The sequence below is a fragment of the Streptomyces sp. NPDC101181 genome (genome assembly GCF_044767975.1).
Taxonomy (GTDB): Bacteria; Actinomycetota; Actinomycetes; order Streptomycetales; family Streptomycetaceae; genus Streptomyces.
The window spans coordinates 15,753-40,927 of sequence record NZ_JBIWOX010000023.1 but is presented as its reverse complement, the minus strand read 5'-3'; the positions used below and the strand labels follow the sequence as shown (position 1 = coordinate 40,927).

The following is a 25,175-nucleotide window of genomic DNA, read 5'->3' as shown; positions in this document are numbered from 1 at the left end:
CGCCCCGTCCCGCTCTACGCGAGGTCTTCCAGATATCGCGCGAACCCCGCCACCGCCTCCCGTACCTCCCCGGCCGACCACTCCAGCCCCGCCCCGGCCACCGTCACCTCGGTGAACGACACCCCGGGCGGCAGCCCGCCCCCGCCCGCGCCCGCGAACCAGCGCCGGAACAGCGTCACGCCCGTCTCCTCGGCCTGCCGCACCGACGCCTCGTCCAGCGCCTCGGCGGCGTACGGCAGCCAGACCTGGAACTGGTGCGTGTGCGGCGGCTCCGGGTGGACCCGGAACCACGGCAGCCCCGCCGACGCGAACCCCTCCGCCAGCGCCCCGGCCACCACCTTCGCGTGGGCCACGTACGACGGGAGCCGGGGCAGCTCCCGCTCCAGGCCCAGCAGCGCGGACAGGGCCGCCGGATACTGCTGGAAGAGCTGGCCCCCGTAGCGGTGGCGCCACACCCGGGCCTCCTCCACCAGCACCGACGGCCCCGCCAGCACCGCACCCGACAGCCCGTCCAGGGACTTGTAGAACGACACGTACACGCTGTCCGCCAGGCCCGCGATCTCCGACAGCTCCCGGCCGAAGTGCGTCGGGCACTCCCACAGCCGGGCCCCGTCGAAGTGGACCACCGCGTCCCGCTCCCGGGCCGCCTCCACCACCGCCGTCAGCTCCTCCCACTCCGGCAGCACGAACCCGGCGTCCCGCAACGGCAGCTCCAGCATCAGCGTGCCGAACGGCTCCGGGAACTCCCGCACCTCCTCGGCGTCCGGCAGCCGGAGCGCGGCCGTCGGATGCACCGTGCGCAGCCCGCTCACCGCCCCGAGCGCCCCGCCCTCGTGCAGCTCCGGGTGGGAGAGGGGGTGCAGGGCCACGGTCGCGTCGCCCGTGCGCCCGGCCCAGCAGCGCAACGCGACCTGCTGGGCCATGGTGCCGGTCGGGAAGAACGCCGCCGCCTCCATGCCGAGCAGCCCGGCCACCCGCCGCTCCAGCTCGGCGACGACCCCGCCCCCGTACACATCGGTCCAGTCGTCCGGATCGTGTACGGACGAGGCGTCGGCGGCCAGCGCGGCCAGTCGCTCGCCCAGCGTGCCGTCCGCGCCCATCCGTGCCAGCACCCGGTCCGACCCCCGCCACGCGGTCAGCCTGCGCCGCCGCTCCTGCTCATCCACCGTCACCATGGGACGATCATCTCCCGGACCTCTGACAGCGCGCCCCCGTGAGTTCCCTCGGGTGATTTCCCTCGGGCCGGGAAGTTATCCACAGGCTGTGGGTGACCGGGGAGCCTCCTCGAAACGCTGGCGTAGCATGCAGAGAAATCGTCCGGTACCCCCTGCGGACTGGAACGGAAGGCTGTCGCCGCGTGAACGCACCAGTTTCGAAGGAACCCCTCGACGCGAGGGACCGCCCCGCCCGCCTCACGGTCGGTGTCGTGGGCGCGGGCCGGGTCGGCCCGGCGCTCGCCGCGTCCCTTCAGCTCGCCGGGCACCGCCCGGTCGCGGTGTCCGGTGTCTCCGACGCCTCCCGGCGGCGTGCCGCCGAACTGCTCCCCGACGTGCCCGTGGTGGAGCCCGCCGAGGTGCTGGCCCGCGCCGAGCTGGTGCTGCTGACCGTCCCCGACGACGTGCTGCCCACGCTGGTGGAGGGCCTCGTCGAGACCGGCGCCGTGCGGCCGGGCCAGTTGCTCGTCCACACCTCCGGGCGGTACGGGACACGGGTGCTGGACCCCGCGCTGCGCGCCGGTGCCCTGCCGCTCGCGCTGCACCCGGCGATGACGTTCACCGGCACCGCCGTCGACGTCCAGCGGCTCGCCGGCTGCTCCTTCGGCGTGACCGCCCCCGAGGAGCTGCGGCTGGCCGCCGAGGCGCTGGTCATCGAGATGGGCGGCGAGCCGGAGTGGATCGCCGAGGAGTCCCGCCCGCTCTACCACGCGGCCCTCGCCCTCGGCGCGAACCACCTGGTCACCCTGGTCGCCCAGTCGATGGAGCTGCTGTCCAAGGCCGGGGTCGCCGCCCCGGACCGGATGCTCGGCCCGCTCCTCGGCGCCGCTCTGGACAACGCCCTGCGCTCCGGCGACGCCGCGCTGACCGGCCCGGTGGCCCGGGGCGACGCGGGCACGGTCGCCGCCCACGTCGGGGAGCTGCGCGCGCACGCCCCACAGGCGGTGGCCGGGTATCTCGCGATGGCCCGCGCCACGGCGGACCGCGCCCTCGCCCACGGCCTGCTCAAGGCGGAGCAGGCCGAGGCCCTGCTCGTGGTCCTCGCGGCCGACCAAGACGCCCGCCCCACAGGCCCCGGCGGCCCCGGCCGGGGGGAGTCCTGATGACGACCGCCCGCCGCGAGGACGTGGCGCACCGGACGGCGACCGCCCGCCGTGAGAGCCCAGCACCCGGGATGGTCACCGCCCTCCGCGACGGCACGACGCGCCCGCCGACGACGACCGCCCGCCGTACGGGACCGGGGGAGCCCCGATGACCACGACCCTCCGCACCGGGGACGACGGCCCCCAGGACCCCGGAGGCCCCGAGGGCACGGGAGGCCCCGAGGGCACTGAAGGCCCCGAGGGCCCCGGAGGCCCCCAGGCTCCCGGCGCCCACCACGCCCCTGGCGCTCACCAGGCCCCCGGCGCCCCCCAGCGCACTACGTCGCCTCAGGCCGCACGCGCCCCCCGGAGCGCGCCCCCCGCCCTGCTGCGCACCGCCGCCGAGCTGGACGCGCTGGAGCGGCCCGCCGGTGCCGGGCGCGCCGTCGTGATGACGATGGGCGCGCTGCACGACGGCCACGCCGCCCTGATCCGGGCCGCGCGGGAGGCCGCGGGGCCGGAGGGCCAGGTCGTGGTGACGGTCTTCGTGAACCCGCTCCAGTTCGGCGAGGCCGCCGACCTCGACCGCTACCCGCGCACCCTGGACGCCGACCTGGAGATCGCCGCGGCGGCGGGGGCCGACGCGGTCTTCGCCCCCGGGGTGGACGAGGTCTACCCGGGCGGCGAGCCCCAGGTCCGGATCACCGCGGGCCCCATGGGCGAGCGCCTCGAAGGCGCGGCCCGCCCCGGGCACTTCGACGGGATGCTCACCGTCGTCGCCAAGCTGCTCCACCTCACCCGCCCCGACGAGGCGTTCTACGGGCAGAAGGACGCCCAGCAGCTCGCCCTGATCCGGCGCATGGTCCGCGACCTGAATTTCGGCGTCCGCATCACCGGCGTCCCCACCGTGCGGGACCCCGACGGCCTCGCGCTCTCCAGCCGTAACCGGTTCCTCTCCGCCGAGGAGCGGCGTACCGCGCTCGCCCTGTCCCACGCCCTGTTCGCGGCCCGCGACCGGCTCGCTGCGCAGCAGGCCCTGCACGAGCGGGCCAGGGCGACCGCCCCCGGCTCCGACCGGGCCGCAGGGCTCAACCGGATGGGCGAGGCCCGTGCCGCCGCCGACGCCCAGGCGGTGGCGCTGGCCCGGCCGGGCGGGATGCCGGCCGCCGTCCGGGCCACCGCGTGGGCGGTGCTGGAGGAGGCCGCGGCCCGGGGCAGGCTGCCGCTCGCCGTGGACTACCTCGCCCTCGTGGACCCGGCGGACTTCACCGAGATCCCGGACGGCCGCACGAGCGGGGAGGCGATCCTCGCCGTCGCCGCGCGGGTCGGGGAGACCCGCCTCATCGACAACATCCCCCTCACCTTCGGAGCCCTGACGTGACCGGAATACGGCTGACCGCCCCCGCCCCCGGCTGGGCCATCGACGCGGACGTCGTGGTGGTCGGCTCCGGTGTCGCCGGGCTCACCGCCGCCCTGCGCTGCGCGGCCGCCGGACTGGACACCGTGGTCGTCACCAAGGCCCGGCTCGACGACGGCTCGACCCGCTGGGCCCAGGGCGGCATCGCCGCCGCGCTCGGCGAGGGCGACACCCCCGAGCAGCACCTCGACGACACGCTCGTGGCGGGCGCGGGCCTCTGCGACGAGGAGGCCGTCCGCACCCTGGTCACCGAGGGCCCCGACGCCGTGCGCCGTCTGATCACCACGGGCGCCCACTTCGACACCACCGACAGCGGCGAGATCGCCCTGACCCGCGAGGGCGGCCACCACCGCCGCCGCATCGCGCACGCGGGCGGCGACGCGACCGGTGCGGAGATCTCCCGCGCCCTGGTCGAGGCGGTCCGCGAGGCCGCCCTGCACACCATCGAGAACGCCCTCGTGCTGGACCTGCTCACGGACGCCGAAGGCCGTACGGCGGGGGTCTCCCTGCACGTCATGGGCGAGGGGCAGCACGACGGCGTCGGTGCGGTCCGGGCCCCTTCGGTGGTCCTGGCCACCGGCGGCATGGGCCAGGTCTTCTCCGCCACCACCAACCCCTCCGTCTCCACCGGCGACGGCGTCGCCCTCGCGCTGCGGGCCGGGGCGGAGGTCTCGGACCTGGAGTTCGTCCAGTTCCACCCGACCGTCCTGTTCCTGGGGGCGGACTCCGAGGGTCAGCAGCCCCTGGTCTCCGAGGCCGTACGCGGTGAGGGGGCGAACCTCGTGGACGGCGACGGCGTCCGCTTCATGGCCGGGCAGCACGAGCTGGCCGAGCTGGCCCCGCGCGACATCGTCGCCAAGGCCATCACCCGCCGGATGCACGAGCACGGCACCGAGCACATGTATCTGGACGCCCGCCACTTCGGTGCGCGGATGTGGGAGCAGCGCTTCCCCACCATCCTGGCCGCCTGCCGGGCCCATGGCATCGACCCGGTCACCGAGCCGGTGCCGGTCGCCCCGGCCGCGCACTACGCCTCCGGCGGCGTCCGCACCGACCTCCGGGGCCGCACCACCGTCCCCGGCCTGTACGCCTGCGGCGAGGTCGCCTGCACCGGAGTGCACGGGGCCAACCGCCTGGCGTCCAACTCGCTGCTGGAGGGCCTGGTCTTCGCCGAGCGCATCGCCGCCGACATCGCCGCGACCCGCCCGCCCCGCACCGCCCCGGCCGACGCCCCCCGCACCGGGCCCCCGGTCCCGCTGCTCGCCCCCGAGGCGCGTACGGCCATCCAGCGGACCATGACGCGGGGCGCCGGGGTGCTGCGCTCCGCCGGGAGTCTCGCCACGGCCGCCGAGGAGCTGGAGGCCCTGCACCGCGAGGCCGCCGCCGAGGCGGACGGGGCCAGGGGCGCCAAGGCGGTCGTCCCCGGGGTCGAGGCCTGGGAGGTCACCAACCTGCTCCTGGTCTCCCGGGTCCTGGTCGCCGCCGCCCGGGACCGCGAGGAGACCCGCGGCTGCCACTGGCGCGAGGACCGGCCCGACCGCGACGACGTCCACGGCCGCCGCCACCTGGTCGTCCGTATCGCGCCCGACCGCACCCCGGTCGTCCACCGCACGGAGACCGCCGCATTCCCGCCCGTACGCCCGTCGGATTGAGCAGACTGCTGGAAGCAGCCGCTCCGCCGCGCACCGCACCACGGTGCCGCGCCGCGCCGGCATCGCCACCGCACGAAGCACCAGCCGCACCCGCACCACCCGCCACACCCCGAGGAGCCGTCACCGTGAGCACGCCCGAAGAGAATCCGCGCCCCACACCCGTGGACGTACCGCTGATCAGCGTCGGCGCGCCCACCCGCTCCTCGGCCCCGGAGGGCGGCTGCGGCGACGGCTGCGGCTGTGGCGGCGACGACGGGTTCGGCCCCGAGGCCCTGGAGTGCGGCCTGGACCCCGCACTCGCCCTGCTGCTGGCCGAGGCGGGTCTCGACCCGGTCCAGGTCGAGGACGTCGCGCATGTGGCGATCGAGGAGGACCTGGACGGCGGGGTGGACGTCACGACCGTGGCGACCGTCCCCGAGGACGCCGTGATCACCGGTGACTTCACCGCCCGCGAGGCCGGGGTCGTGGCCGGGCTGCGGGTCGCCGAGGCGGTCCTGTCGATCGTCTGCACCGAGGAGTTCGAGGTCGAGCGGCACGTCGAGGACGGCGAGCGGGTCGCCCCCGGACAGCGGCTGCTCACCGTCACCACCCGCACCCGCGACCTGCTGACCGGCGAGCGCAGCGCGCTGAACCTGCTCTGCCGCCTCTCGGGCATCGCCACCGCCACCCGCGCCTGGGCGGACGTACTGGAGGGGTCCGGGGCCCGGGTCCGCGACACCCGCAAGACGACGCCGGGCCTGCGCGCGCTGGAGAAGTACGCGGTGCGCTGCGGCGGCGGCGTCAACCACCGGATGTCGCTCTCCGACGCGGCCCTGGTCAAGGACAACCACGTCGTCGCCGCCGGCGGGGTCGCGGAGGCGTTCAAGCGGGTGCGCGCCGCCTTCCCCGACCTGCCGATCGAGGTGGAGGTCGACACCCTGGAGCAGGTCCGCGAGGTGCTGGACGCGGGCGTCGACCTGATCCTGCTGGACAACTTCACCCCCGCCGAGACCGCCGAGGCGGTGGCCCTGGTCGACGGACGGGCGATCCTGGAGTCCTCCGGCCGCCTCACGCTGGCCTCGGCCCGCGCCTACGCCGACGCGGGCGTCGACTACCTGGCCGTGGGGGCGCTCACCCACTCCTCGCCGATCCTGGACATCGGCCTGGACTTCCGCGACGCGGACGCCTCCCCCTCCGCCGGGGACGGGGCCGACGCCTGATGCTGCTCACCATCGACGTCGGCAACACGCACACGGTCCTCGGTCTGTTCGACGGCGAGGAGATCGTCGAGCACTGGCGGATCTCCACCGACGCCCGCCGCACCGCGGACGAGCTGGCGGTCCTGCTCCAGGGCCTGATGGGCATGCACCCGCTGCTCGGCATGGAGCTGGGTGACGGCATCGAGGGCATCGCGATCTGCGCCACCGTCCCCTCGGTCCTGCACGAGCTGCGCGAGGTCACCCGCCGCTACTACGGCGACGTCCCCGCGGTCCTGGTGGAGCCCGGCGTCAAGACGGGCGTGCCCATCCTGATGGACAACCCCAAGGAGGTCGGCGCGGACCGCATCATCAACGCGGTCGCCGCCGTCGAGCTGTACGGGGGACCGGCGATCGTCGTCGACTTCGGCACCGCCACCACCTTCGACGCGGTCTCCCCGCGCGGCGAGTACGCGGGCGGGGTGATCGCCCCCGGCATCGAGATCTCGGTCGAGGCGCTCGGGGTCCGGGGCGCGCAGCTGCGGAAGATCGAGCTGGCCCGGCCGCGCAGCGTGATCGGCAAGAACACCGTCGAGGCCATGCAGTCCGGCATCGTCTACGGCTTCGCGGGCCAGGTCGACGGGGTGGTGGCCCGGATGAAGAAGGAGCTGGCCGCCGAGCCGGACGACGTCACGGTCATCGCGACGGGCGGCCTTGCTCCGATGGTGTTGGGGGAGTCCTCCAGCATCGACGAGCACGAGCCGTGGCTGACCCTCATCGGACTGCGCCTGGTGTACGAGCGGAACGTCTCCCGCGCCTAAGGGCTGTCCCGATCCTCGGCCCCATACCGCGGTGGCACGGCCGCGCCGCGGGCCGTCGGGGGCGCCCGGCGCACGCCGCGCCACCGGCGGCCAGTTAAACGGATTTTGTCCCATTAACACGTATTGTCGCGCTATGCCCACGCCCTACGGTTCACGAGGCGGCATGGCGTTCAGCGCGGACGAGCTGCGGGTGCTCCGCCGTGCCCTCGCCATCGCCCTCCACCCCATGCCCCTGTCCGACGAGGACGTCCAGGACTGCCTGCGCCTCGCCGGCTCCGTGGACGAGGCGGTCGGCGAGGCGGGTCGGCTGCGAGCGTTCCTCCTCGCCGACCTGGCCCGCTACCGCAACGCCCTCCCCGGTTCCGTCACCGGCTACCTGGAGCTTCTCCAGGACGCCCTGGCCGCCGGATACGACCCCCGCCCGGACGATCTGGCCGCCCTGCGCGCGCTGCGCGGCAGGCCGCTCGCCGCGGCCCTCCTGGAGCGCTGCCAGATCCTCGCGGAGCGCTCCGTACGGGCCCGCCTCGCCGGGCGTTCCGCAGGCTCCGCCGCCCCCGGGCCGCGCGGCCTGCTGCTCGCCCTGCCCGGCGGCCGCGCCGCCGACCGGGACGCCGACCGGGACACGGACCGGCCCAGGACCCCGGCCGCGCCGGACCGCCCCCAGGCGCCCGGCGACCGTCCGATGCCCAAGCCCTCCGAGGTCTTCCCGCCGCGCCGCCGTCCGGTGCCGCCGCCCTCCGAGGAGCGCGCGGCGGGCTGACTCCTCCCGGCCCGGCTCCCGGTGCGGCGGCCATTCCTCCGGGAGGCCGCCGCACCGGTCCGCCGGGGGCTCGCTACTCTGGACGCCATGGACTACGTATCCGCGCTCGTGCCCCCCGTGGTGATGGCCGTCTTCTTCATCGGCGTGATCGTGACGATCGTGAAGAGCCAGGGCGGTCCGAACAAGACCAAGGAGGACGCCATCGTGGACGCGGCGCTCGCCCGCGCGGAATCCGTAAAGCAGACCGCACGTCCGGAGAATGGCTGATCGCGAGAGCGCCGGGCCCCTCCCTTACCTCCTGCGCGTACACCTCGGAGCGCACGACTCGCTGAGAGCCGTGCGCTCTTTGCTGTGTAATACCAGCTCATTCGGGACATCGGGCACTAAAGTGATGCCGTGCCCCGTCAATTGGGAGACCTGGAAGACGCCGTGATGACCCGCGTCTGGCAATGGAACCGGCCGGTCACGGTGCGGGAAGTCCTGGAACACCTCCAGCGGGAACGGTCCATCGCCTACACGACGGTGATGACCGTAATGGACAATCTCCATCAGAAGGGCTGGGTGCGCCGGGAAGTCGACGGCCGGGCCTATCGATATACAGCCGTCTCCACCAGGGCCGCCTACTCCGCCGCACTGATGAACGAAGCCTGGTCGCAGAGCGACAACCCCGCCGCCGCACTTGTCGCGTTCTTCGGCATGATGTCCGCCGAACAGCGCGAAGCGCTCCAGGATGCCGTTCGGATGGTTTCCCCCGGCCTTGCGGAAAGTGCCCCCGGCAACGCATCCGCCACCCCCGCGGAACCGACCGCCGCGGCCGCCGCGGATGCCGTCCCGGCCGATGACACGGAGCCGGAGCACGGGCGATAGCGTCGGGGCATGTCCTCTGAGCACTCGCAAAGCGTTCCGGAAACCGAACTCCATACCGACCCGTCGGTAAATAAGCCCGCCATCACCGTCCGACGAGCCAGGACGACTGATGTCGCGGCGGTACGCCGACTCCTCGACGGGTACGTGTCCGGGGGCATCCTGCTCGACAAAGCGACCGTCACCCTTTACGAGGACATCCAGGAGTTCTGGGTGGCGGAACGCGACGAGGACGCGCGGGTCATCGGCTGCGGGGCACTTCACGTCATGTGGGAGGACCTGGCGGAAGTACGGACCCTTGCCGTCGACCCCCGCATCAAGGGCGCCGGGGTGGGGCACCAGGTGCTGGACAAGCTCTTGCGGACCGCGCGGTGGCTCGGTGTCCGCAGGGTTTTCTGCCTCACCTTCGAAGTGGACTTCTTCGCCAAGCACGGCTTCGTCGAGATCGGAGAGGCTCCGGTCGACACGGATGTCTACAGTGAGCTGCTGCGTTCCTCCGACGAGGGCGTCGCGGAGTTCCTCGGTCTCGAACGAGTGAAGCCGAACACCTTGGGCAACAGCCGGATGCTTCTGCACCTGTGATCTGCACAAGTCCTGCATCCCTATGTCCGAATCGCGCACGTTTCCCGTCTTCCCGGGCCCCTGAACCTCTCCCGAGGGTTTGTGTTTTCCCGAGAAAAGCGGTTTCCTTTCCGCGTACTCCATTTTCGATGAAAGGAAATCCCGTGGCGCAGAAGGTTCAGGTCCTTCTTGTCGACGACCTCGACGGGGTCGAGGCGGACGAGACGGTCACGTTCGCCCTCGACGGCAAGACGTACGAGATCGACCTCACCACGGCCAACGCGGACAAGCTTCGCGGCCTTCTTGAGCCCTACACCAAGGGTGGACGTCGCACCGGTGGCCGGGCCGCCACGGGCCGCGGCAAGGGCCGTGCCGTGTCCGGCGGCAACAAGGACACCGCGGAAATCCGCCGGTGGGCGCGGGAGAACGGCCACAATGTGAATGACCGCGGCCGTGTTCCCGCCGAGATCCGCGAGGCTTACGAGAAGGCCAACGGCTGATCCGCCACACCTCTTGTCAGCAGCCCGGCACGGGCACGTGACAACCGGACCCAATGGCATTCGGCCGCCACGGCGTCCACCAGACGTACGAGATCGGGGGCATCCCCACCACTGCTCCCGAAGCGCGCGAGAGCCGGCAGCTCCGGCTCGGGCGTGTGCCTCGGCTCAGGGGGCCGCAGCCACACAGCGGCCCCCGGCGAGTCTTCCGGCCCGCCCCGGGATTCCGGGGCGCCGGGGCGGGGCGGCGCGGCCGGGAAGGGCGGGGCCGTGACGCCGCCTCCCGCGCCCAGCGCGGTCAGATCCAGGTCGACCGGGCCCCACTCCAGCCAGTCGAGCAGCCCCGGCAGCTCCTCGGCGCCGCCCGCGGCCACCAGGAACCCCGTCCGAGGCCCGGACAGCAGCACCGGCCCGGTCCGCACCCCGCGCCGCAGCACGGCATGACCGGCCTCGGCGGGAAGTTCCAGCACGTCGAAGCGCACCCCGGTGAGCAGCCGCAGCGGAGCCCGTCCCGCGGTGGGCCACCCCAGCTCCCGTTCGTACCGGCGCGCGAGGGCGGCGTCGGAAGGTCCCGCGGCGGCGCACGACCCCGCCGCGTCGGACGACGACCGGGGCTTCGGGACGATGGGGGCCATGTCCGATGAACCGCCGAATCGCGGCCGAAGTTACGCAGGGCTCCGAAAGGATCACTGTGCGTCGGCGCGACCGGGGCGTGCGGGAGTGCCCGGCGGCGCAAGGATGTTCGCCCGTAGCGGAGGGAACCGGCGCGCGCCGCATGGACTGTCAGTGATTGCGGGTAAGACTTTCCTAGTGGGAAGGGGCGACACGCTGGCCGAGGCGTCTCACGTTCGCCATCGGCGTACTGGCGAAAGGGGTATCTGCCTGGCCTGCGGGAACATCGTCTCGCACCATCGGGTTGGAGCAGTTGTCAGCTGTTCGGCAGTAAGAATCCCCGCTCGGCGCGGGGTGATCCGGACGGATGTCGGCAGTTGGAATGAGCTGTCCCGTCCTGCGGGACTAGCATGCGGAAGGACTGGGAGGGGACCGACCCCTCACTGACCGACCGCTCTGAGGAGCGATTAACGATGTTCGAGAGGTTCACCGACCGCGCGCGGCGGGTTGTCGTCCTGGCTCAGGAAGAAGCCCGGATGCTCAACCACAACTACATCGGCACCGAGCACATCCTCCTGGGCCTGATCCACGAGGGTGAGGGTGTCGCCGCTAAGGCCCTGGAGAGCCTCGGGATTTCGCTCGAGGCGGTCCGCCAGCAGGTGGAGGAGATCATCGGGCAGGGCCAGCAGGCTCCGTCCGGCCACATCCCCTTCACCCCGCGAGCCAAGAAGGTCCTGGAGCTCTCGCTCCGCGAGGCCCTTCAGCTGGGCCACAACTACATCGGCACCGAGCACATCCTGCTCGGCCTGATCCGCGAGGGCGAGGGCGTCGCCGCCCAGGTCCTCGTGAAGCTGGGCGCCGACCTCAACCGGGTGCGGCAGCAGGTCATCCAGCTGCTCTCCGGGTACTCGGGCGGCAAGGAGGCGGCCACCGCGGGCGGCCCCGCCGAGGGCACGCCCTCCACGTCCCTGGTGCTCGACCAGTTCGGCCGGAATCTCACCCAGGCCGCTCGTGAGTCCAAGCTCGACCCGGTCATCGGGCGCGAGAAGGAGATCGAGCGGGTCATGCAGGTGCTGTCCCGCCGCACCAAGAACAACCCGGTGCTCATCGGCGAGCCCGGCGTCGGCAAGACGGCGGTCGTCGAGGGCCTGGCCCAGGCGATCGTCAAGGGCGAGGTGCCCGAGACCCTCAAGGACAAGCACCTCTACACCCTGGACCTCGGCGCCCTCGTCGCCGGTTCGCGCTACCGGGGTGACTTCGAGGAGCGCCTGAAGAAGGTCCTCAAGGAGATCCGCACCCGCGGCGACATCATCCTGTTCATCGACGAGCTCCACACCCTGGTCGGTGCGGGCGCCGCCGAGGGCGCGATCGACGCGGCGAGCATCCTCAAGCCCATGCTGGCGCGAGGCGAGCTCCAGACCATCGGCGCGACCACGCTCGACGAGTACCGCAAGCACCTGGAGAAGGACGCGGCCCTGGAGCGCCGCTTCCAGCCCATCCAGGTCGCGGAGCCGTCGCTGCCGCACACCATCGAGATCCTCAAGGGTCTGCGCGACCGCTACGAGGCCCACCACCGGGTCTCCATCACCGACGAGGCCCTCGTCCAGGCCGCGACCCTGGCCGACCGGTACATCTCGGACCGCTTCCTGCCGGACAAGGCGATCGACCTCATCGACGAGGCCGGGTCGAGGATGCGTATCCGCCGGATGACCGCGCCGCCGGACCTCCGCGAGTTCGACGAGAAGATCGCCGGTGTCCGCCGGGACAAGGAGTCGGCCATCGACTCCCAGGACTTCGAGAAGGCGGCCTCCCTCCGCGACAAGGAGAAGCAGCTGCTGGCGGCGAAGGCCAAGCGGGAGAAGGAGTGGAAGGCGGGCGACATGGACGTCGTCGCCGAGGTCGACGGCGAGCTGATCGCGGAAGTCCTCGCCACCGCCACCGGCATCCCGGTCTTCAAGCTGACGGAGGAGGAGTCCTCCCGGCTGCTGCGCATGGAGGACGAGCTCCACAAGCGCGTCATCGGCCAGAAGGACGCCATCAAGGCCCTCTCGCAGGCGATCCGCCGTACGCGAGCCGGCCTGAAGGACCCGAAGCGCCCCGGTGGCTCGTTCATCTTCGCCGGTCCGTCCGGTGTCGGTAAGACCGAGCTGTCCAAGACGCTCGCCGAATTCCTCTTCGGCGACGAGGACGCGCTGATCTCCCTCGACATGTCGGAGTTCAGCGAGAAGCACACGGTTTCCCGCCTCTTCGGCTCGCCCCCCGGTTACGTGGGCTACGAGGAGGGCGGCCAGCTCACCGAGAAGGTGCGCCGCAAGCCGTTCTCCGTCGTCCTCTTCGACGAGGTCGAGAAGGCCCACCCCGACATCTTCAATTCCCTGCTCCAGATCCTGGAGGACGGTCGCCTGACCGACTCCCAGGGCCGGGTCGTGGACTTCAAGAACACGGTCATCATCATGACGACCAACCTCGGGACCCGGGACATCTCCAAGGGCTTCAACCTGGGCTTCGCCGCCCAGGGCGACGTCAAGACGAACTACGAGCGCATGAAGGTCAAGGTCAACGAAGAGCTCAAGCAGCACTTCCGGCCGGAATTCCTCAACCGTGTCGACGACACGGTGGTCTTCCACCAGCTGACCGAGGAAGACATCATCCAGATCGTCGACCTCATGCTCGCCAAGGTGGACGAGCGTCTCAAGGACCGCGACATGGGCATCGAGCTCAGTGGCGAGGCCAAGACGCTGCTCGCCAAGAAGGGCTACGACCCGGTGATGGGAGCCCGGCCGCTGCGCCGGACGATCCAGCGCCAGATCGAGGACGTCCTCTCCGAGAAGATCCTCTTCGGTGAGCTGCGCCCCGGTCACATCGTGGTCGTCGGCGTCGAGGGCGAGGGTGACGACAAGACGTTCACCTTCCGCGGCGAGGAGAAGTCGGCTCTGCCCGACGTCCCCCCGATCGAGCAGGCAGCGGGCGGCGGCTCCGGCCCGAACCTGACGAAGGACGCGTGACACGCGCGTAGGGCCTGAGCCCGAGCGTTGAGGGGCTGCCCCGGACCGGTATCCGTACCGTTCCGGGGCAGCCCCTTTTTCCGTGCCGCGTCTCAGCGTGGGGTGGTGAGCCGGTGGCGCGACTCCTCACGGGTCGTGACGAGCCGGTCGCCCAGCTCCTCCGCCCCGATGAGGCGGGGCCGCTCCAGCCCCCTCACCCGGACCCGGAGGTCCGGCCAGGCGTGCAGCGAGGTCAGGTCCAGGACGTGGCGCGCCGAGGCGTCCACCGTGAGCCGGGCGACTCCGGGGAACAGCCGGCGCAGCAGGCCGACGTCCTCGGTGTGCGAGGGGGCCTGGACGGACAGGTCGGTGACGGCGGGGGCGTGGAGGTGGGGGTCCGGCTGATGGGCCCAGGGGAACGCGGTGAGGGAGAGGCCGGTGATCCGGGGCCGGTCCCGCAGCGCGACGAGCGCGTCGTCCAGTGACACCGGTGCGGAGACGCTCAGCTCCACGAGCGAGGTCCAGCCTTCCAGGCCGTCCAGGGCGAGCGGGCGTTCGCTCCGCACGGTCAGACGCCGTACGCCGGGGTGCGCGGCGATCTCTCCCAGGCCGCCCACGGTGAGGTGGTCCAGCGTCAGGTTCTCCAGCGAGTCGAGTCGGGTCAGCGCGGCCAGCTCGATGGAGCCCAGCGCCTGGGCGTCCAGGTCGAGGGTGTCCAGGCGGTGGAGCCGGGCGAGCGGCGTCAGGTCCCGCACCCCGGGGCACGCGGCGATGGCCAGGGCCGACAGGGTGTCCGCGAGCGCTTCGAGGTGCGAGAGACGGACGAGCGAGGCGTTCGTCTCCATGGTGAGCGCCTCGACCGGCCGGCCGCGCAGCGCCGCGGCGATCTCCTCCTCGGGCAGGTCCGACGTCAGCGTCAGGCCCCTGACCGCCGGAATGTGCCGCAGGGCCCGCAGCCGCTTCCGGTCGCTCACCCAGAGGGCCATGTCCGGGCTCTCGCAGTGGGCCAGCACGTCGGCGGCGTACTCCTCGGGCGGGAAGAAAGGCCAGGCGGCACAGAAGAGGCCTGCCAGGCCCGGGTGGGACCGCAGCCAGGCACCCGCGTACGGAACGGCGGGGGCGCCCCCGACCCGGACGATCAGCTTCGCCACGCTCTCGACGCGCGGGTCGTCGGGGGCCGTCCGGTCAGGTTCGGGCAGGAAGTCCAGCGCCGCCGACCCCAGCCGGACCAGGGCGCGCACCTGCTTCTCGTCGGCGGGCGGGAACAGCGCCGACGTACTGAGCCGGACCCGTTCGCTCACCGCTCCGTCCAGGTAGGCCGCGTGCTGGGCGCAGAGGTCGGCCCGGACCCACAGCCGCATGCGCTCGATCGACCCCTCCGGGTGCTTCTCCCCGGCGTCCAGCAACCCGCGCACCAGCACCGCGATGTCGCGCCGGGCGCAGTGCCCGGCCGTCAGCAGGATCACGTCCTGCCACGGCTCCTCCTCCGCGTGGCCCAGCACCTCGTTCAGCTGGTCGTCCTCCACGAACTCCTTCGCGGCGAGGAAGTCCTGGAACGTCCGGTGGATGAACTGGTAGGTGTCGTCGCCGTGCTTCTGCAGCAGTCCGCTGCGGTTCAGCAGGTGGGTCAGAACGGCCTCGGAGCTGTGCTTCTCCGCCACCTGGCGCATCCCCTTCAGCGCCCGGCCGATCTGGCGCAGCCCCTGCTCCCGGGTGAACTCCGCCTGCCCGCCGCGCACCAGCCAGACCGCGATCCGCTGGAGCAGCTGGGTGTGCTGCTCGACGGTCAGGCTCACGCCCTCCGGGTCGGGAACCCGGCGCCGGATGTCGCGGTTGCCGAGCAGCATCTCCAGGGCCGAGCTGAACAACTGCCAGCGGGTCCTGGGGAGAAAGCCCTCGCTGCGGCGGTGCAGGGCGCAGATCACCGCGCAGAGCAGGGGCGTACGGGCCAGGTCGCGGAGGGTGGGGTTCTGGTCGAACTGGTGGGAGAGGTCGCGCTCCAGCACGTCCAGACGCTGGGTGCCGTCCTGCCCGGACAGCCGGGCCGCCCGGTGCCAGGAGGCCACGAACGCCTGGATGTCCTCGGTCCGCATCGGCAGCAGACGTAACTCCGTGAAGCCCTCCGACCGCAGCCAGTCCGGCTCGACGGCCAGCGGCCGTACGGTGGCCACGCACCGGGTGTCCGGGTAGCGGGCCAGCAGCCGGGCGAGCCAGGTGTGCGCCTGTTCGCGGTCCTCGGGCGGCACCTCGTCCAGTCCGTCGGCCAGCAGCAACGCCCGGCCCGACGCCAGGACCCGGCTCGCCCAGCCCTCCGGGGCCGAATCCACCACGAGGCCCGCCGCACCCGGCAGCTCCGACGGGTTCGGGAACGGGCCGCCGTGGGCGTGCAGGGTGCGCAGCGGCACGACGAGCGGGACCAGACCGTTCAGCGGCGCCAGGTGGTCCTCCAGGGTGCGGGCCGAGGCGTGGGCGGCCAGCCACCACAGCAGCGTCGTCTTGCCCGCGCCCGCCTCACCGCGCAGCAGGACCCGGGGGTGGCCGGCGAGGAGGTCGTCGATGCGCTGGGGGAGCGGCGGGCCGGGAGTCGCCCGGTCCTGGGTCTGCGCCTCCAGGCTGAGGTAGGCGGTGTCCAGGTCCCATTCTGCCTCGTCCCTGCTCAGCTCGTCCAGACCGAGAACCTTCGTCCGGCGGTAGGCGACGCCCAGCGCCTGGACGTAATCCGCCTCGTACCGCTGATCCCTCGGGAAGTGTCCGTGGACGCCCTCGTGGCGCGGTTCGAGGCCCATCCTGCGGCAGGCCCGGACGAACGGTTCCGCCGCCAGGACCGGTCCCAGCGGCACGCACTCCACCCGGCGGCCCCCGCGCTGCCCCGGGACCTGGCGGGCGATGCCCAGGAGTACGTCCCCGACGAACAGCGGACCGCCGGAGAGCCCGGACAGCGGCGGAGGCTCGTGTCCCGCGCGGGCGGCGGGCGAGCCGTCCAGGTCGCAGACCAGCAGGTCCCGGACCTCGCCCGCCAGGGGCAGGACCGTCGCGGTGTACTGGTCGGCCTCCAGCCGCCGGTCGGAGCCGTAGCGCTGGACCTCCGGGAAGCCGGTGATCTCGCAGCCGGGGACCGCCTCGCGGGTCTCCAGCACGCCGAGCCTCGCCCGGGGGACCCGGTGCACCGGTTCGAGCGCCTCCAGCAGGGCCACGTCCAGCCGGTAGTCGATCCAGGCGACGGTCGCCCGTATCCGGTCCGGGCGGGCGGGGTGGGCGATGAGGACGGACTCGGACTTGACGACGTGGGCGCAGGTCAGGACGAGCCGGTCGGTGAGCAGGACCCCACTGCCCTGGCGGATCGCGGAGACGACGACCGTACGGTCGGCCATGGACACCGCGCTCACGGCCGCCCGGCCCCGTCGCCGGTCGTGGGGACGGACGCCCCGGTCCCGGGTCCGGTTCCGGTTCCGGTTCCGTCTGAGAAGGCGCCGGGTCCGGTTCCGCCTGACAAGGCCCCGGGCCCGGTTGCGGGGGCGCCCGACCGGGCCGAGGGGGCGCTGAATCCGGTTACTGGGGCGCTGGGCTCGGCGTCTCCGCCGAACCCCGCCGTCGACCCGTCGTCCTCCGTGCCGATCGCCCAGGCCTCGCCGGTCGCCGCGTTCCGCGGGGTCAGCGTGAAGGCGACCTTGTGCGTGCGGCCCGTGGCGCGGGAGGCGTCCGCGCCCGCCTCCACGACCCAGGCCTTCACCTTGCCGCCCGCCTTGGCCTCCCGGCGCAGTTCGAAGGTGAACTCCATCTGGATGTCGCCCACCGCGAAGGAGACGGGATGGTCCGTGGCCCGGGTCGCCGCGTCGATGAGCTGGTTTCGGATGGAGGCGACGGCGTCGGCCAGCTCGATGCCGTCCAAGGCGTGGGTGTTCTCGGCTGTCATGGGTCCCCCCGGGGTGCGGCTCCGCTTCCCCTTCAGCGTAGTGATGGAGCAGGCCGAAGGTCCTGAATCGGAAGGACCAAGGTCCCACCGGCGGTGACAAGGCGCACAGCCCGAAACAGGCCTACTACCCGTGCTAGGAGAAACCGCCCGGGGTGGTTGCGGGACCTTCGGCCCGGCGTGCGCAGGACCTTCCCGCGATTCGACGGATAAGCGCGCATTGAGGCCTAATGTCCGTAAAAGTCGCGATGGACCAGGGGGTAAACCCCTGCGCCGCGAAGGATTTCGTCGTCTGGGCCACCTCCCGAAACGGGGCAACCGCGACGAATTCCCAGGGCCCCCTCTACGGCTTTTCTTCGTAGATGGGGGGTTTGGGCACCGGTGGGGGAGCGGGTTACCAAGGTGGAGCAAGCCCGGACAGCACGCCGGGTCCACTCACCTTTCGGAGGACTTCCCCGTATGAAGCGCGCATCGAACCAGCACACCAACCGCCCGTCCGTGTCCCGTGTCCGTGGCGCCGTCCTGGCCGCCGGCCTGGGAGCGTCCGTGGCGCTGGGTGCCGGCACGGCGTTCGCGTCCGGCACCACCGATGCGGCCGGTACCGCCCCCCTCTCCGCGAGCACCACCGCCGACTCGGTCGCCCAGCAGGCCTCCGCGCAGAGCAAGGCGGCCGCGGCGGCCAAGAAGATCGCGGCGCAGAAGGCCTCCGACGCGAAGAAGAAGGCCGAGGACAAGAAGAAGGCCGCGAAGAAGAACGCCGCCTCGTGGAAGACCCCGGTCAAGAAGTACACGCTGAGCGCCAGCTACGGCACCGGCGGCGCCCGCTGGGCCGCCAAGCACTCCGGCCAGGACTTCGCCGTCCCGGTCGGCACCCCGGTCACGGCCGCCCACACCGGCACCATCGTGAAGGCCGGTCCGAACGGCGGCGGCGACGGCCCCGCGTACGGCAACGCCATCGTGGTCAAGCACGCCAACGGCAAGTACTCGCAGTACGCGCACCTGTCGAAGATCAACGTGAACGTCGGGCAGAAGGTCAAGACGGGCCAGAAGATCGCCCTGTCCGGCAACACCGGGAACTCCAGCGGCCCGCACCTGCACTTCGAGATCCGCACCACCCCGAACTACGGCTCGGCGCTGAACCCGGCCGCGTTCCTCCGCTCGGTGCACGTCTCCATCTGATCCGGCGGGCGTCACCGCGCGACCCCGCCGAAGCCCGGAAGCCCGGAAGCCTGAGCGTCCGGCGGCCGCGCGGCACAACCGAAGAGAGTTCAGTGGACCCGTTGCACCCCGGTACCCGGGGCGTGCGCCCGGGTCACCCGACCGACGGCGACGTCGAGGACAGCCTCACGGCTCACTCCTCGGGGTCGCCGTCGGCGTTGCGCCCGAGGCTATCGCGGCGCGCTCCCGCCTTCCTCGGGCCCGATGCCCGGGAGCCCACCCCGGGCCCGACGCCGGGGGCCCACCCCGCGCCCGACGCCGGGGTCCCACACCGGGCCATCGCGGCGCACTCACTCCAGGCCCCGAGCTCGATGCCGGGAGCCCACCCCGGCCCCGGGAAAGCGCGTTCCCGCCCTTCCCCGCGCACTCACCCCGAGGCCTGCGGCTGGTCCGCCGTCCCCGCCCGCAGTACCGGAAAGCTTCCCGTGTTCGTCGGCGCGTGCTCCGGCAGCCACAGCACCGCGATCGCCCCGCCCGTGCCCTCCGCCGCACCCGAGGGCGCCGCGTTCCGGAAGGTCAGCCGGGCTCCCAGCACCCGGGCCTGACCCGCCGCGATCGTCAGGCCCAGACCGTGCCCGTGCCCGGCCCGGTCCACCGACCCCGTACGGAACCGGCTCGGCCCGTCCCGCAGCAGCTCCTCCGGGAAACCGGGGCCGTGGTCGCGGACCCGGACCACCCGGCCCTCGACCGTGACCTCCACCGGGGTGGAGCCGTGCTTGGCGGCGTTGCCGAGCAGGTTGCCGAGGATGCGCTCCAGGCGGCGGGGGTCGGTGGAGACCCACGACTCGTGCACCACCCGTACGGTCACCTCGGGATTCAACAGCCCGATGCGCCGGCTGACGAACTCGCCCAACGGCAGCTCCTGGAGCTCCGCCCGCTCCGACGCGCTGTCCAGGCGGGCCACCTCCAGCACGTCCTCGACCAGGGTCCGCATCGCCTGGGCCCGGTCCCGTACCAGCTCGGTCGGGCGGCCCGGGGGCAGCAGCTCGGCCGCCGTGAGCAGGCCGGTCACCGGGGTACGCAGCTCGTGGGCGATGTCGGCGGTGACCCGGCGCTCCGCCTCGATGCGCTCGTTCAGCGCGTCGGTGAGCGCGTCGACCGCTCGCGCCAGCTCGTCCGTCTCGTCGCGGACGACCCCGCCGACCGACTCCCCGACCCGTACGCCGGTCTGCCCCTGGGCCACCAGGCCGGCCGCGGCCGCCGCCTTGCGCAGCCGGCGTGAGAGCTGGCCGCCGATCAGGACCCCGAGGGCGCAGCCGCCGAAGACCACCGAGACCGAGCCGATGATCAGGGCCCGGTCCAGGTCGTCCATGATCGTGGCGGAGCGGTCCGCGAGCCGGGTGTGCAGCGACAGCACGTCGCCGCCCGCCAGGGGTACCGCCGCCCACACGTCCGGGACCCCGTCGGGGCCCTGTTCCACATGGGTGGCGCGGCGGTTCTTGCGGACCTCCTCGCGCAGGGTCGGCGGGAGCGACGGGTCGTTGAGCTTGGCGCCGAACTTCGGGCCGCCGTTCTGCACGCCGGTCGCCTCGTAGAAGCGCTGCGCGCCCAGCAGCCGTTCCAGCTGCACCTCGCGGGCGTTCTCGATCATGGAGACCCGGGCCGCGTTGTGCACCACCAGGCTCAGCGCGACCGCGACGAGGGCGCCGACCGCCGCGATGGCGATGCTGATCTTCCAGCGGACCCCCGTGCGCAGCGTCGGCCGGCTCATCCGTCTCGTCGGCCCCGTCTGTCGTGTCGGCCTCGTCCGGCCCGTCCGCTTCATCCCCGGGTCAGCCGCGCAGCTTGTAGCCGAAGCCGCGGACCGTGTCGATCCGGTCCTGGCCGATCTTGGCGCGCAGCCGCTGCACATGGACGTCCACCACCCGGGTGTCACCGCCCCAGCCGTAGTCCCAGACCCGCTCCAGCAGCCGGTCCCGGGACAGGACCGTGCCCGGCGCGGACGAGAACTCCAGCAGCAGCCGCATCTCGGTGGGCGTCAGCGCCACCTGCTCACCGGCGCGCCGCACCTCCATCCCGTCGGTGTCGACCTCCAGGTCACCGAAGACCAGCACGCCGCCGAGTGCCTGGCCCTCCCCTTCCGTACCGCTTCCCGGCTGCGGACCGCCGTCCGGCCCGGCCGCGTGGCCGAAGCGGCGCAGCACCGCGCGGATGCGGGCGACCAGGACCGCGCCGTCGAAGGGCTTGGTGACGTAGTCGTCGGCTCCGGCCTCCAGGCCCAGCACCACGTCGATCGCGTCGGCCCGCGCGGAGAGCATGATCACGGGGACGGTCGACTCGTCCCGGATGCGGCGGCACAGGCTCACCCCGTCCAGGCCCGGCACCATCACGTCGAGCAGCGCGATGTCCGGCCGGTCGGCCCGGAACGCCTCCAGGCCCAGCAGGCCGTCGGGCATGGCGGTGACCGTGAAGCCGACCCGCTCCAGGGCGAGCTGGGTGGCCTCACGGATGACGTCGTCGTCCTCGACGAACAGGACGTGGGTCTCGGCCATGGACGCTGCTTCTCGCTTTCGGTTCCTGCTCGCTCCCGCGGGGGCGGGGCGCCGCCTCAGTTCCTGCCCGGGTCCGGCTGACCGACCGGGTCCTCCGGTTCCGCCGGCACGGACAGGTCGCCCGCGCCCGTGTAACCGCGGCTGAAGTCGTTGTGCACCCGGTCGTGCTCGGTGAAGCGGTCGTCCGCCCAACGGTAGGTGACCACCTCCGAGCCGGAGGGGTACGCCATCGGGTCGTCCTCCCCGTAGACCTGGGTCGTCACCACCAGGTCGCCCCGGTCGATCGTGCCGTAGACGGCGGGTACCTCGACGGTGAAGACGTTCTCGTACGAGCCGTCCTCGCCCGCCCGGTACGCGTAGGTCCCGAGGCCCACCGAGTCGGCGCAGCTCATCACGTTGACCACGACATCGGCGGCCGGACCGCCGGTCAGCGATCCGTAGGAGGTGTCGACCGGGTAGGTCTTGCCCGCGCAGGGCTTCAGCGCCTCCTTGACCCGCTCGCCCACCTTCGGGTCGTTCTTCAGGAGCCGTACGCTGTCGATCCGCCGGGTGGCCTTCGCCGTACCGGAGGGGCTGGCCTGCGGGGTGATCTGGGCGACCGGCTGACTGCCCGCGGGTCCCTCGTCGCGGGTGCCGGTGCCGCCGGTGGCGCAGCCGGCGCTGAGCAGCCCGAAGGCGACGAGCCCGGCAAGAACCGTGCCGCTCGCCGCCCTGCCCGGCCGCAGCCGGAAGAACCGGAACCCGAACCGGTCACCGCGGCCGGATCTCCCCGAGGCGCCGTCGTCGTCGCCGGTGTTGCCGGGGTGGTCCCCGGCGCCGGAGGTGTCACCGAAGCCTCCACCGGTGCCGCCTCCGTCACCTTTGGTGCCGCCCCCGCCCCCGCTCCTGCTGCCCGTCAGGCCGCGCACCGCTCCCGCCCCCGCTCGTCGTGACGCCCGTCCCGCTGCGCCGGTGTGTGTGCCCGGCCGCCCGGCACCACCGTGACCGGCGACCGCCGGGCGGCGGCGCGGGGAGCGGCGGCCGGGCCGGCCGCGCGGTGGCCACCGGTCTCCCGGGCGACCGCCTCGCGGCTGTGCAGCTCGCGGCTCTCCAGCTCCTGGCGCAGCCGCGCCAGAGCCCGGTGCAGCGTGCTCTTGACCGTGCCGGCGGACATGCCGAGCGCCGCCGCCGTCTCCTCCGTGCTCATCTGCTCCCAGTGTCGCAGCACGACGACGCTGCGCTGCTTCGGAGCCAGGATCCCGAGGATGTCCATCAACAGGGCGCGGTCGGCGCGCTGTTCGCTGCCGTCGTCCACGCTCGCGTCGGGCAGCTGCTCGGTGGGGACCTCGTCGAGCTTGCGCGCCCGCCACCACTCCGTACGGGTGTTGATCATGACGCGGCGCAGGTAGGCGTCGGCCAGGGACTTGTCGGCGATGCCGTCCCAGCGGCCGTACGTGCGGGCCAGGGCGGTCTGGAGCAGGTCCTGCGCGTCCACCGGGTCGGGCACGAGACGGCGCGCGCTGCGCAGCAGGGCCTCCTGCCGCGTGCGTACGTAGTCCTCGAACGCGAGCACCTCGCCCTGCGCCATGACAACCGCCTCCGTCCCCGTCGATCCCCGTGGGCCCTGCTGTCGGAGACGCTACGGAGGCGTTGTCACGGCGATGTGCGGGGCAGCCGTAGGCCGGTGCACGGCTGCCCATCGGTTGTGTAACAGCGCGAGGCCGGGGCCCCGCAGCCCGCGGGGCCGGGTCAGGTCAGCGGCAGCCGGTACCGGCCGTCGGCCAGCGGCTCGACCAGCCCGTCCGCCACCAGCCCGTCCAGCGCCCGGGCCCGCTGCACCGGCTCGTCCCACACCGCGTCCAGCGCGGCCTGCGGCACCGGGGTCAGCGCGTCCCGCAACACCGCGAGCAGCCGCCCGCGCACCTGGCGGTCCGTCCCGGCGTACGTCTGCCCCTTGCGCGCGGGCCCCTCGTGCGCGGGCTTCCCGGCCAGCCGCCACGCGCACTGCGCGGCGATCGGGCAGCGGTCGCAGTCCTCGTTGCGCGCGGTGCACACCAGCGCGCCCAGCTCCATGGTGGCCGCCGCCCACTTCGCCGCGCGCTCGTCCCCGTCCGGCAGCAGGGCGCGGGCGAGCTTGCGTTCGGCGGCGGTGGTGGCGTTCGGCGGGTACTGGATGCCGGTCGCGGCGCGGGCGAACACCCGGCGGACGTTCGTGTCGAGCACCGCGTGCCGCTGCCCGTACGCGAACGAGGCGACGGCCGCCGCCGTGTACTCGCCGATCCCGGGCAGCGCCAGCAGCTGGGCGTGCTCGCTCGGTACGTCACCGCCGTGCCGTTCCGTTATCGCCTGCGCGGCCCCGTGCAGGCGCAGGGCGCGGCGCGGGTAGCCGAGCCGGCCCCAGGCCCGGACCGCCTCACCGGGCGCCTCGGCGGCCAGGTCGGCGGGGCGGGGCCAGCGGGCGAGCCACTGTTCGTAGACCGGGAGGACCCGGCTCACCGGGGTCTGCTGGAGCATGAACTCGCTGACCATCACGCCCCAGGCGCCCGCTTCGGGGCGGCGCCAGGGCAGATCGCGGGCGTGCTGCTCGAACCACCCGATGACGGGGGTGTGGAGGGAGGCGGCGGCGGGGGGCGTCTGGGGTGAAGTCGAAGTCATGGCTGTCATCGCACGGACGATCCTGGCACGGAAGAGGGGGCGACCGGTCACGGGCGCGGGGTGTCGACCCGTACGGGCGGCTCAGCGAGTGACAACGGCCACCCGTTCTGTCCCCTGCGGCGGTGTCGCGTGGTTCTCCGCGCCGGTGCCGCGTTGTCCTCCGCTCCTGTGCCGCGTTGTCCTCCGCTCCTGTGTCGCGTTGTCCGCTGCGCCGGTGTCGCGCGGTTCTCCGCGCCGGTGTCGCGCGGGCCGGAGCCGCTCGTGTCTGTTTCGTCGGCCTTGTGGTCATGTCGCCGTCCTTCGCGACCGGGTCGCCCCTCCGCCGGGAGCCGCACCCGTGATGATGATCCGCAAAACTTGTGCGTCTGGCGGCGGGTGGGGCCCGAGCGGCCCTGGATCTCTCGTACAGTTTGCGCCGTGGGATCTATGCGTAATCCGGTCGGTCCGCTTCCCTCCAGCATCTACTGGCGACGGAGGGCGGTAGCGGCGCTTCTGGTTGCGCTGCTCGCCGTGCTGATCGCCTGGGCGTTCACCTCCGGCGGCGGTGGGGGGAGCAAGGACGACGGCAAGCCGGGCGGCTCCGATCCGGTGGAGTCGATCACCCCCGGCCCCTCCAGCAGTGGTCCCGCGATCAGTGAACAGCCCGGCGGGCGCGACGAGTCGGGCGAGGACGGCGGCTCCGAGGGGTCCGGCGGCTCCGGGGGCTCCGGCAGCGGCGACGGCAAGTCCTCCGGTGGCGCGGGCGGTGACGGTGCGTCATCCGACGGAGCGTCAACAGGCTCCGGAGGTACGGGCGGTGCGGGTACGGGCGGTGGCGGGGCGGGCGGCCAGCAGGTCCCGGCGAACTCCTCGCTTCCCGACTGCAAGCCGAACGCGGTGCGGTTGAGCCTGCGGACGAAGGTCAGTTACGCCCCCGAGGACAAGCCGAAGTTCGAACTGGTCGTCAAGAACACCTCGTCCGCCACCTGCAAGACCGACCTCGGGCCGAAGAACGTGGTCCTCACGGTCACCGAGGCGGGCGGTGACGAGAACGCCGACGCGGTCTGGTCCTCGAAGGACTGCCCCGCCCGGCCCGGCCCGCTGTTCCTGAAGGTCCCCGCGGGCGCCACGGTCGTGCACACCGTGGACTGGAACCGGGTCCGCTCCGCCCCCGACTGCGCGACCCCGCCGCCGGGGAAGGCGTCCCCAGGGACGTACCTGCTGGAGGCGGAGTCGGACGGCGGTACGGTCCAGCCCGCGTCGTTCGTCCTGGCCAAGGACTGAGCCCGCTCCGGACGCGCGC

22 protein-coding genes and 1 pseudogene are annotated in these 25,175 nt (G+C 73.0%); 14 read left to right on the top strand and 9 right to left on the bottom strand.

Features of this window, described 5'->3' with window-relative positions:
- Positions 1 to 14 precede the first annotated feature (14 nt).
- Complete coding sequence (locus ACIRRU_RS26960; RefSeq protein WP_403684661.1) at positions 15 to 1,175, bottom strand: threonine aldolase family protein; 1,161 nt, start codon at positions 1,173 to 1,175, stop codon at positions 15 to 17.
- A 182-nt stretch (positions 1,176 to 1,357) separates the two neighbouring features.
- Between ACIRRU_RS26960 and ACIRRU_RS26955 the strand changes: the two genes are divergently transcribed.
- The 11 genes from ACIRRU_RS26955 (at position 1,358) to ACIRRU_RS26905 (ending at position 10,046) form a co-directional block, all read left to right on the top strand.
- On the top strand, positions 1,358 to 2,317 hold the full coding sequence (locus ACIRRU_RS26955; protein WP_403684658.1) for a Rossmann-like and DUF2520 domain-containing protein: 960 nt from the start codon (positions 1,358 to 1,360) through the stop codon (positions 2,315 to 2,317).
- Entirely contained in the window at positions 2,317 to 2,469 is a 153-nt protein-coding gene (locus ACIRRU_RS26950; RefSeq protein WP_403684656.1) for a hypothetical protein, read from the top strand. The genes ACIRRU_RS26955 and ACIRRU_RS26950 overlap by 1 nt, the downstream gene beginning before the upstream one ends.
- Entirely contained in the window at positions 2,466 to 3,677 is a 1,212-nt protein-coding gene (gene panC / locus ACIRRU_RS26945) for a pantoate--beta-alanine ligase (RefSeq protein ID WP_403684654.1), read from the top strand. Before ACIRRU_RS26950 ends, panC begins: the two co-directional genes overlap by 4 nt.
- Positions 3,674 to 5,365, top strand: a complete 1,692-nt coding sequence (locus ACIRRU_RS26940) for an L-aspartate oxidase (protein ID WP_403684651.1) — start codon at positions 3,674 to 3,676, stop codon at positions 5,363 to 5,365. The genes panC and ACIRRU_RS26940 overlap by 4 nt, the downstream gene beginning before the upstream one ends.
- Before the next feature lie 125 nt (positions 5,366 to 5,490).
- On the top strand, positions 5,491 to 6,564 hold the full coding sequence (gene nadC, locus ACIRRU_RS26935; protein WP_403684649.1) for a carboxylating nicotinate-nucleotide diphosphorylase: 1,074 nt from the start codon (positions 5,491 to 5,493) through the stop codon (positions 6,562 to 6,564).
- Positions 6,564 to 7,361: a type III pantothenate kinase gene (locus tag ACIRRU_RS26930; RefSeq protein WP_363204822.1), complete on the top strand. Its 798-nt coding sequence runs from the start codon at positions 6,564 to 6,566 to the stop codon at positions 7,359 to 7,361. The genes nadC and ACIRRU_RS26930 overlap by 1 nt, the downstream gene beginning before the upstream one ends.
- Before the next feature lie 163 nt (positions 7,362 to 7,524).
- Positions 7,525 to 8,121 (top strand): hypothetical protein, encoded by a 597-nt coding sequence (locus ACIRRU_RS26925; RefSeq protein WP_403684825.1) that lies wholly within the window; start codon positions 7,525 to 7,527, stop codon positions 8,119 to 8,121.
- 87 nt (positions 8,122 to 8,208) lie between these two features.
- Complete coding sequence (locus ACIRRU_RS26920; protein ID WP_363204823.1) at positions 8,209 to 8,388, top strand: hypothetical protein; 180 nt, start codon at positions 8,209 to 8,211, stop codon at positions 8,386 to 8,388.
- A gap of 129 nt (positions 8,389 to 8,517) precedes the next feature.
- A complete protein-coding gene (locus ACIRRU_RS26915) occupies positions 8,518 to 8,988 on the top strand; it encodes a BlaI/MecI/CopY family transcriptional regulator (protein WP_403684647.1) in 471 nt (156 codons plus the stop codon).
- A 9-nt stretch (positions 8,989 to 8,997) separates the two neighbouring features.
- The gene (locus ACIRRU_RS26910; RefSeq protein ID WP_403684645.1) at positions 8,998 to 9,567 is read left to right on the top strand and encodes an amino-acid N-acetyltransferase; all 570 of its coding nucleotides are present in this window, start codon (positions 8,998 to 9,000) and stop codon (positions 9,565 to 9,567) included.
- 143 nt (positions 9,568 to 9,710) lie between these two features.
- Entirely contained in the window at positions 9,711 to 10,046 is a 336-nt protein-coding gene (locus ACIRRU_RS26905; protein WP_018489329.1) for an Lsr2 family protein, read from the top strand.
- On the opposite strand, the gene ACIRRU_RS26900 is transcribed toward ACIRRU_RS26905, so the two are convergent.
- A complete protein-coding gene (locus ACIRRU_RS26900; protein WP_403684642.1) occupies positions 10,025 to 10,678 on the bottom strand; it encodes an SCO3374 family protein in 654 nt (217 codons plus the stop codon). The genes ACIRRU_RS26905 and ACIRRU_RS26900 overlap by 22 nt on opposite strands.
- 450 nt (positions 10,679 to 11,128) lie before the next feature.
- Between ACIRRU_RS26900 and ACIRRU_RS26895 the strand changes: the two genes are divergently transcribed.
- On the top strand, positions 11,129 to 13,660 hold the full coding sequence (locus tag ACIRRU_RS26895; RefSeq protein ID WP_363204827.1) for an ATP-dependent Clp protease ATP-binding subunit: 2,532 nt from the start codon (positions 11,129 to 11,131) through the stop codon (positions 13,658 to 13,660).
- A 92-nt stretch (positions 13,661 to 13,752) separates the two neighbouring features.
- On the opposite strand, the gene ACIRRU_RS26890 is transcribed toward ACIRRU_RS26895, so the two are convergent.
- Complete coding sequence (locus tag ACIRRU_RS26890; protein WP_403684639.1) at positions 13,753 to 17,025, bottom strand: NACHT domain-containing protein; 3,273 nt, start codon at positions 17,023 to 17,025, stop codon at positions 13,753 to 13,755.
- Positions 17,026 to 17,207: 182 nt separating this feature from the next.
- Positions 17,208 to 17,552: pseudogene (locus tag ACIRRU_RS26885) on the bottom strand (trypco2 family protein); the annotation flags it as partial.
- Positions 17,553 to 18,008: 456 nt separating this feature from the next.
- Between ACIRRU_RS26885 and ACIRRU_RS26880 the strand changes: the two are divergent.
- The gene (locus ACIRRU_RS26880; RefSeq protein ID WP_403684637.1) at positions 18,009 to 18,728 is read left to right on the top strand and encodes a M23 family metallopeptidase; all 720 of its coding nucleotides are present in this window, start codon (positions 18,009 to 18,011) and stop codon (positions 18,726 to 18,728) included.
- A gap of 406 nt (positions 18,729 to 19,134) precedes the next feature.
- On the opposite strand, the gene cseC is transcribed toward ACIRRU_RS26880, so the two are convergent.
- From cseC to ACIRRU_RS26855, 5 genes are all read right to left on the bottom strand, one after another.
- The gene (cseC, locus tag ACIRRU_RS26875; protein WP_403684634.1) at positions 19,135 to 20,478 is read right to left on the bottom strand and encodes a two-component system sensor histidine kinase CseC; all 1,344 of its coding nucleotides are present in this window, start codon (positions 20,476 to 20,478) and stop codon (positions 19,135 to 19,137) included.
- 61 nt (positions 20,479 to 20,539) lie between these two features.
- On the bottom strand, positions 20,540 to 21,259 hold the full coding sequence (gene cseB / locus ACIRRU_RS26870; protein ID WP_403684632.1) for a two-component system response regulator CseB: 720 nt from the start codon (positions 21,257 to 21,259) through the stop codon (positions 20,540 to 20,542).
- A 56-nt stretch (positions 21,260 to 21,315) separates the two neighbouring features.
- Positions 21,316 to 21,984 (bottom strand): hypothetical protein, encoded by a 669-nt coding sequence (locus ACIRRU_RS26865; RefSeq protein WP_403684822.1) that lies wholly within the window; start codon positions 21,982 to 21,984, stop codon positions 21,316 to 21,318.
- Between the two features lie 170 nt (positions 21,985 to 22,154).
- Positions 22,155 to 22,826 (bottom strand): SigE family RNA polymerase sigma factor, encoded by a 672-nt coding sequence (locus ACIRRU_RS26860; protein WP_403684629.1) that lies wholly within the window; start codon positions 22,824 to 22,826, stop codon positions 22,155 to 22,157.
- A 161-nt stretch (positions 22,827 to 22,987) separates the two neighbouring features.
- Positions 22,988 to 23,902, bottom strand: a complete 915-nt coding sequence (locus tag ACIRRU_RS26855; RefSeq protein WP_403684626.1) for an A/G-specific adenine glycosylase — start codon at positions 23,900 to 23,902, stop codon at positions 22,988 to 22,990.
- 501 nt (positions 23,903 to 24,403) lie between these two features.
- Here ACIRRU_RS26855 and ACIRRU_RS26850 point away from each other — a divergent pair.
- Positions 24,404 to 25,156 (top strand): hypothetical protein, encoded by a 753-nt coding sequence (locus tag ACIRRU_RS26850; protein ID WP_403684819.1) that lies wholly within the window; start codon positions 24,404 to 24,406, stop codon positions 25,154 to 25,156.
- The last annotated feature ends 19 nt before the right edge of the window (positions 25,157 to 25,175 follow it).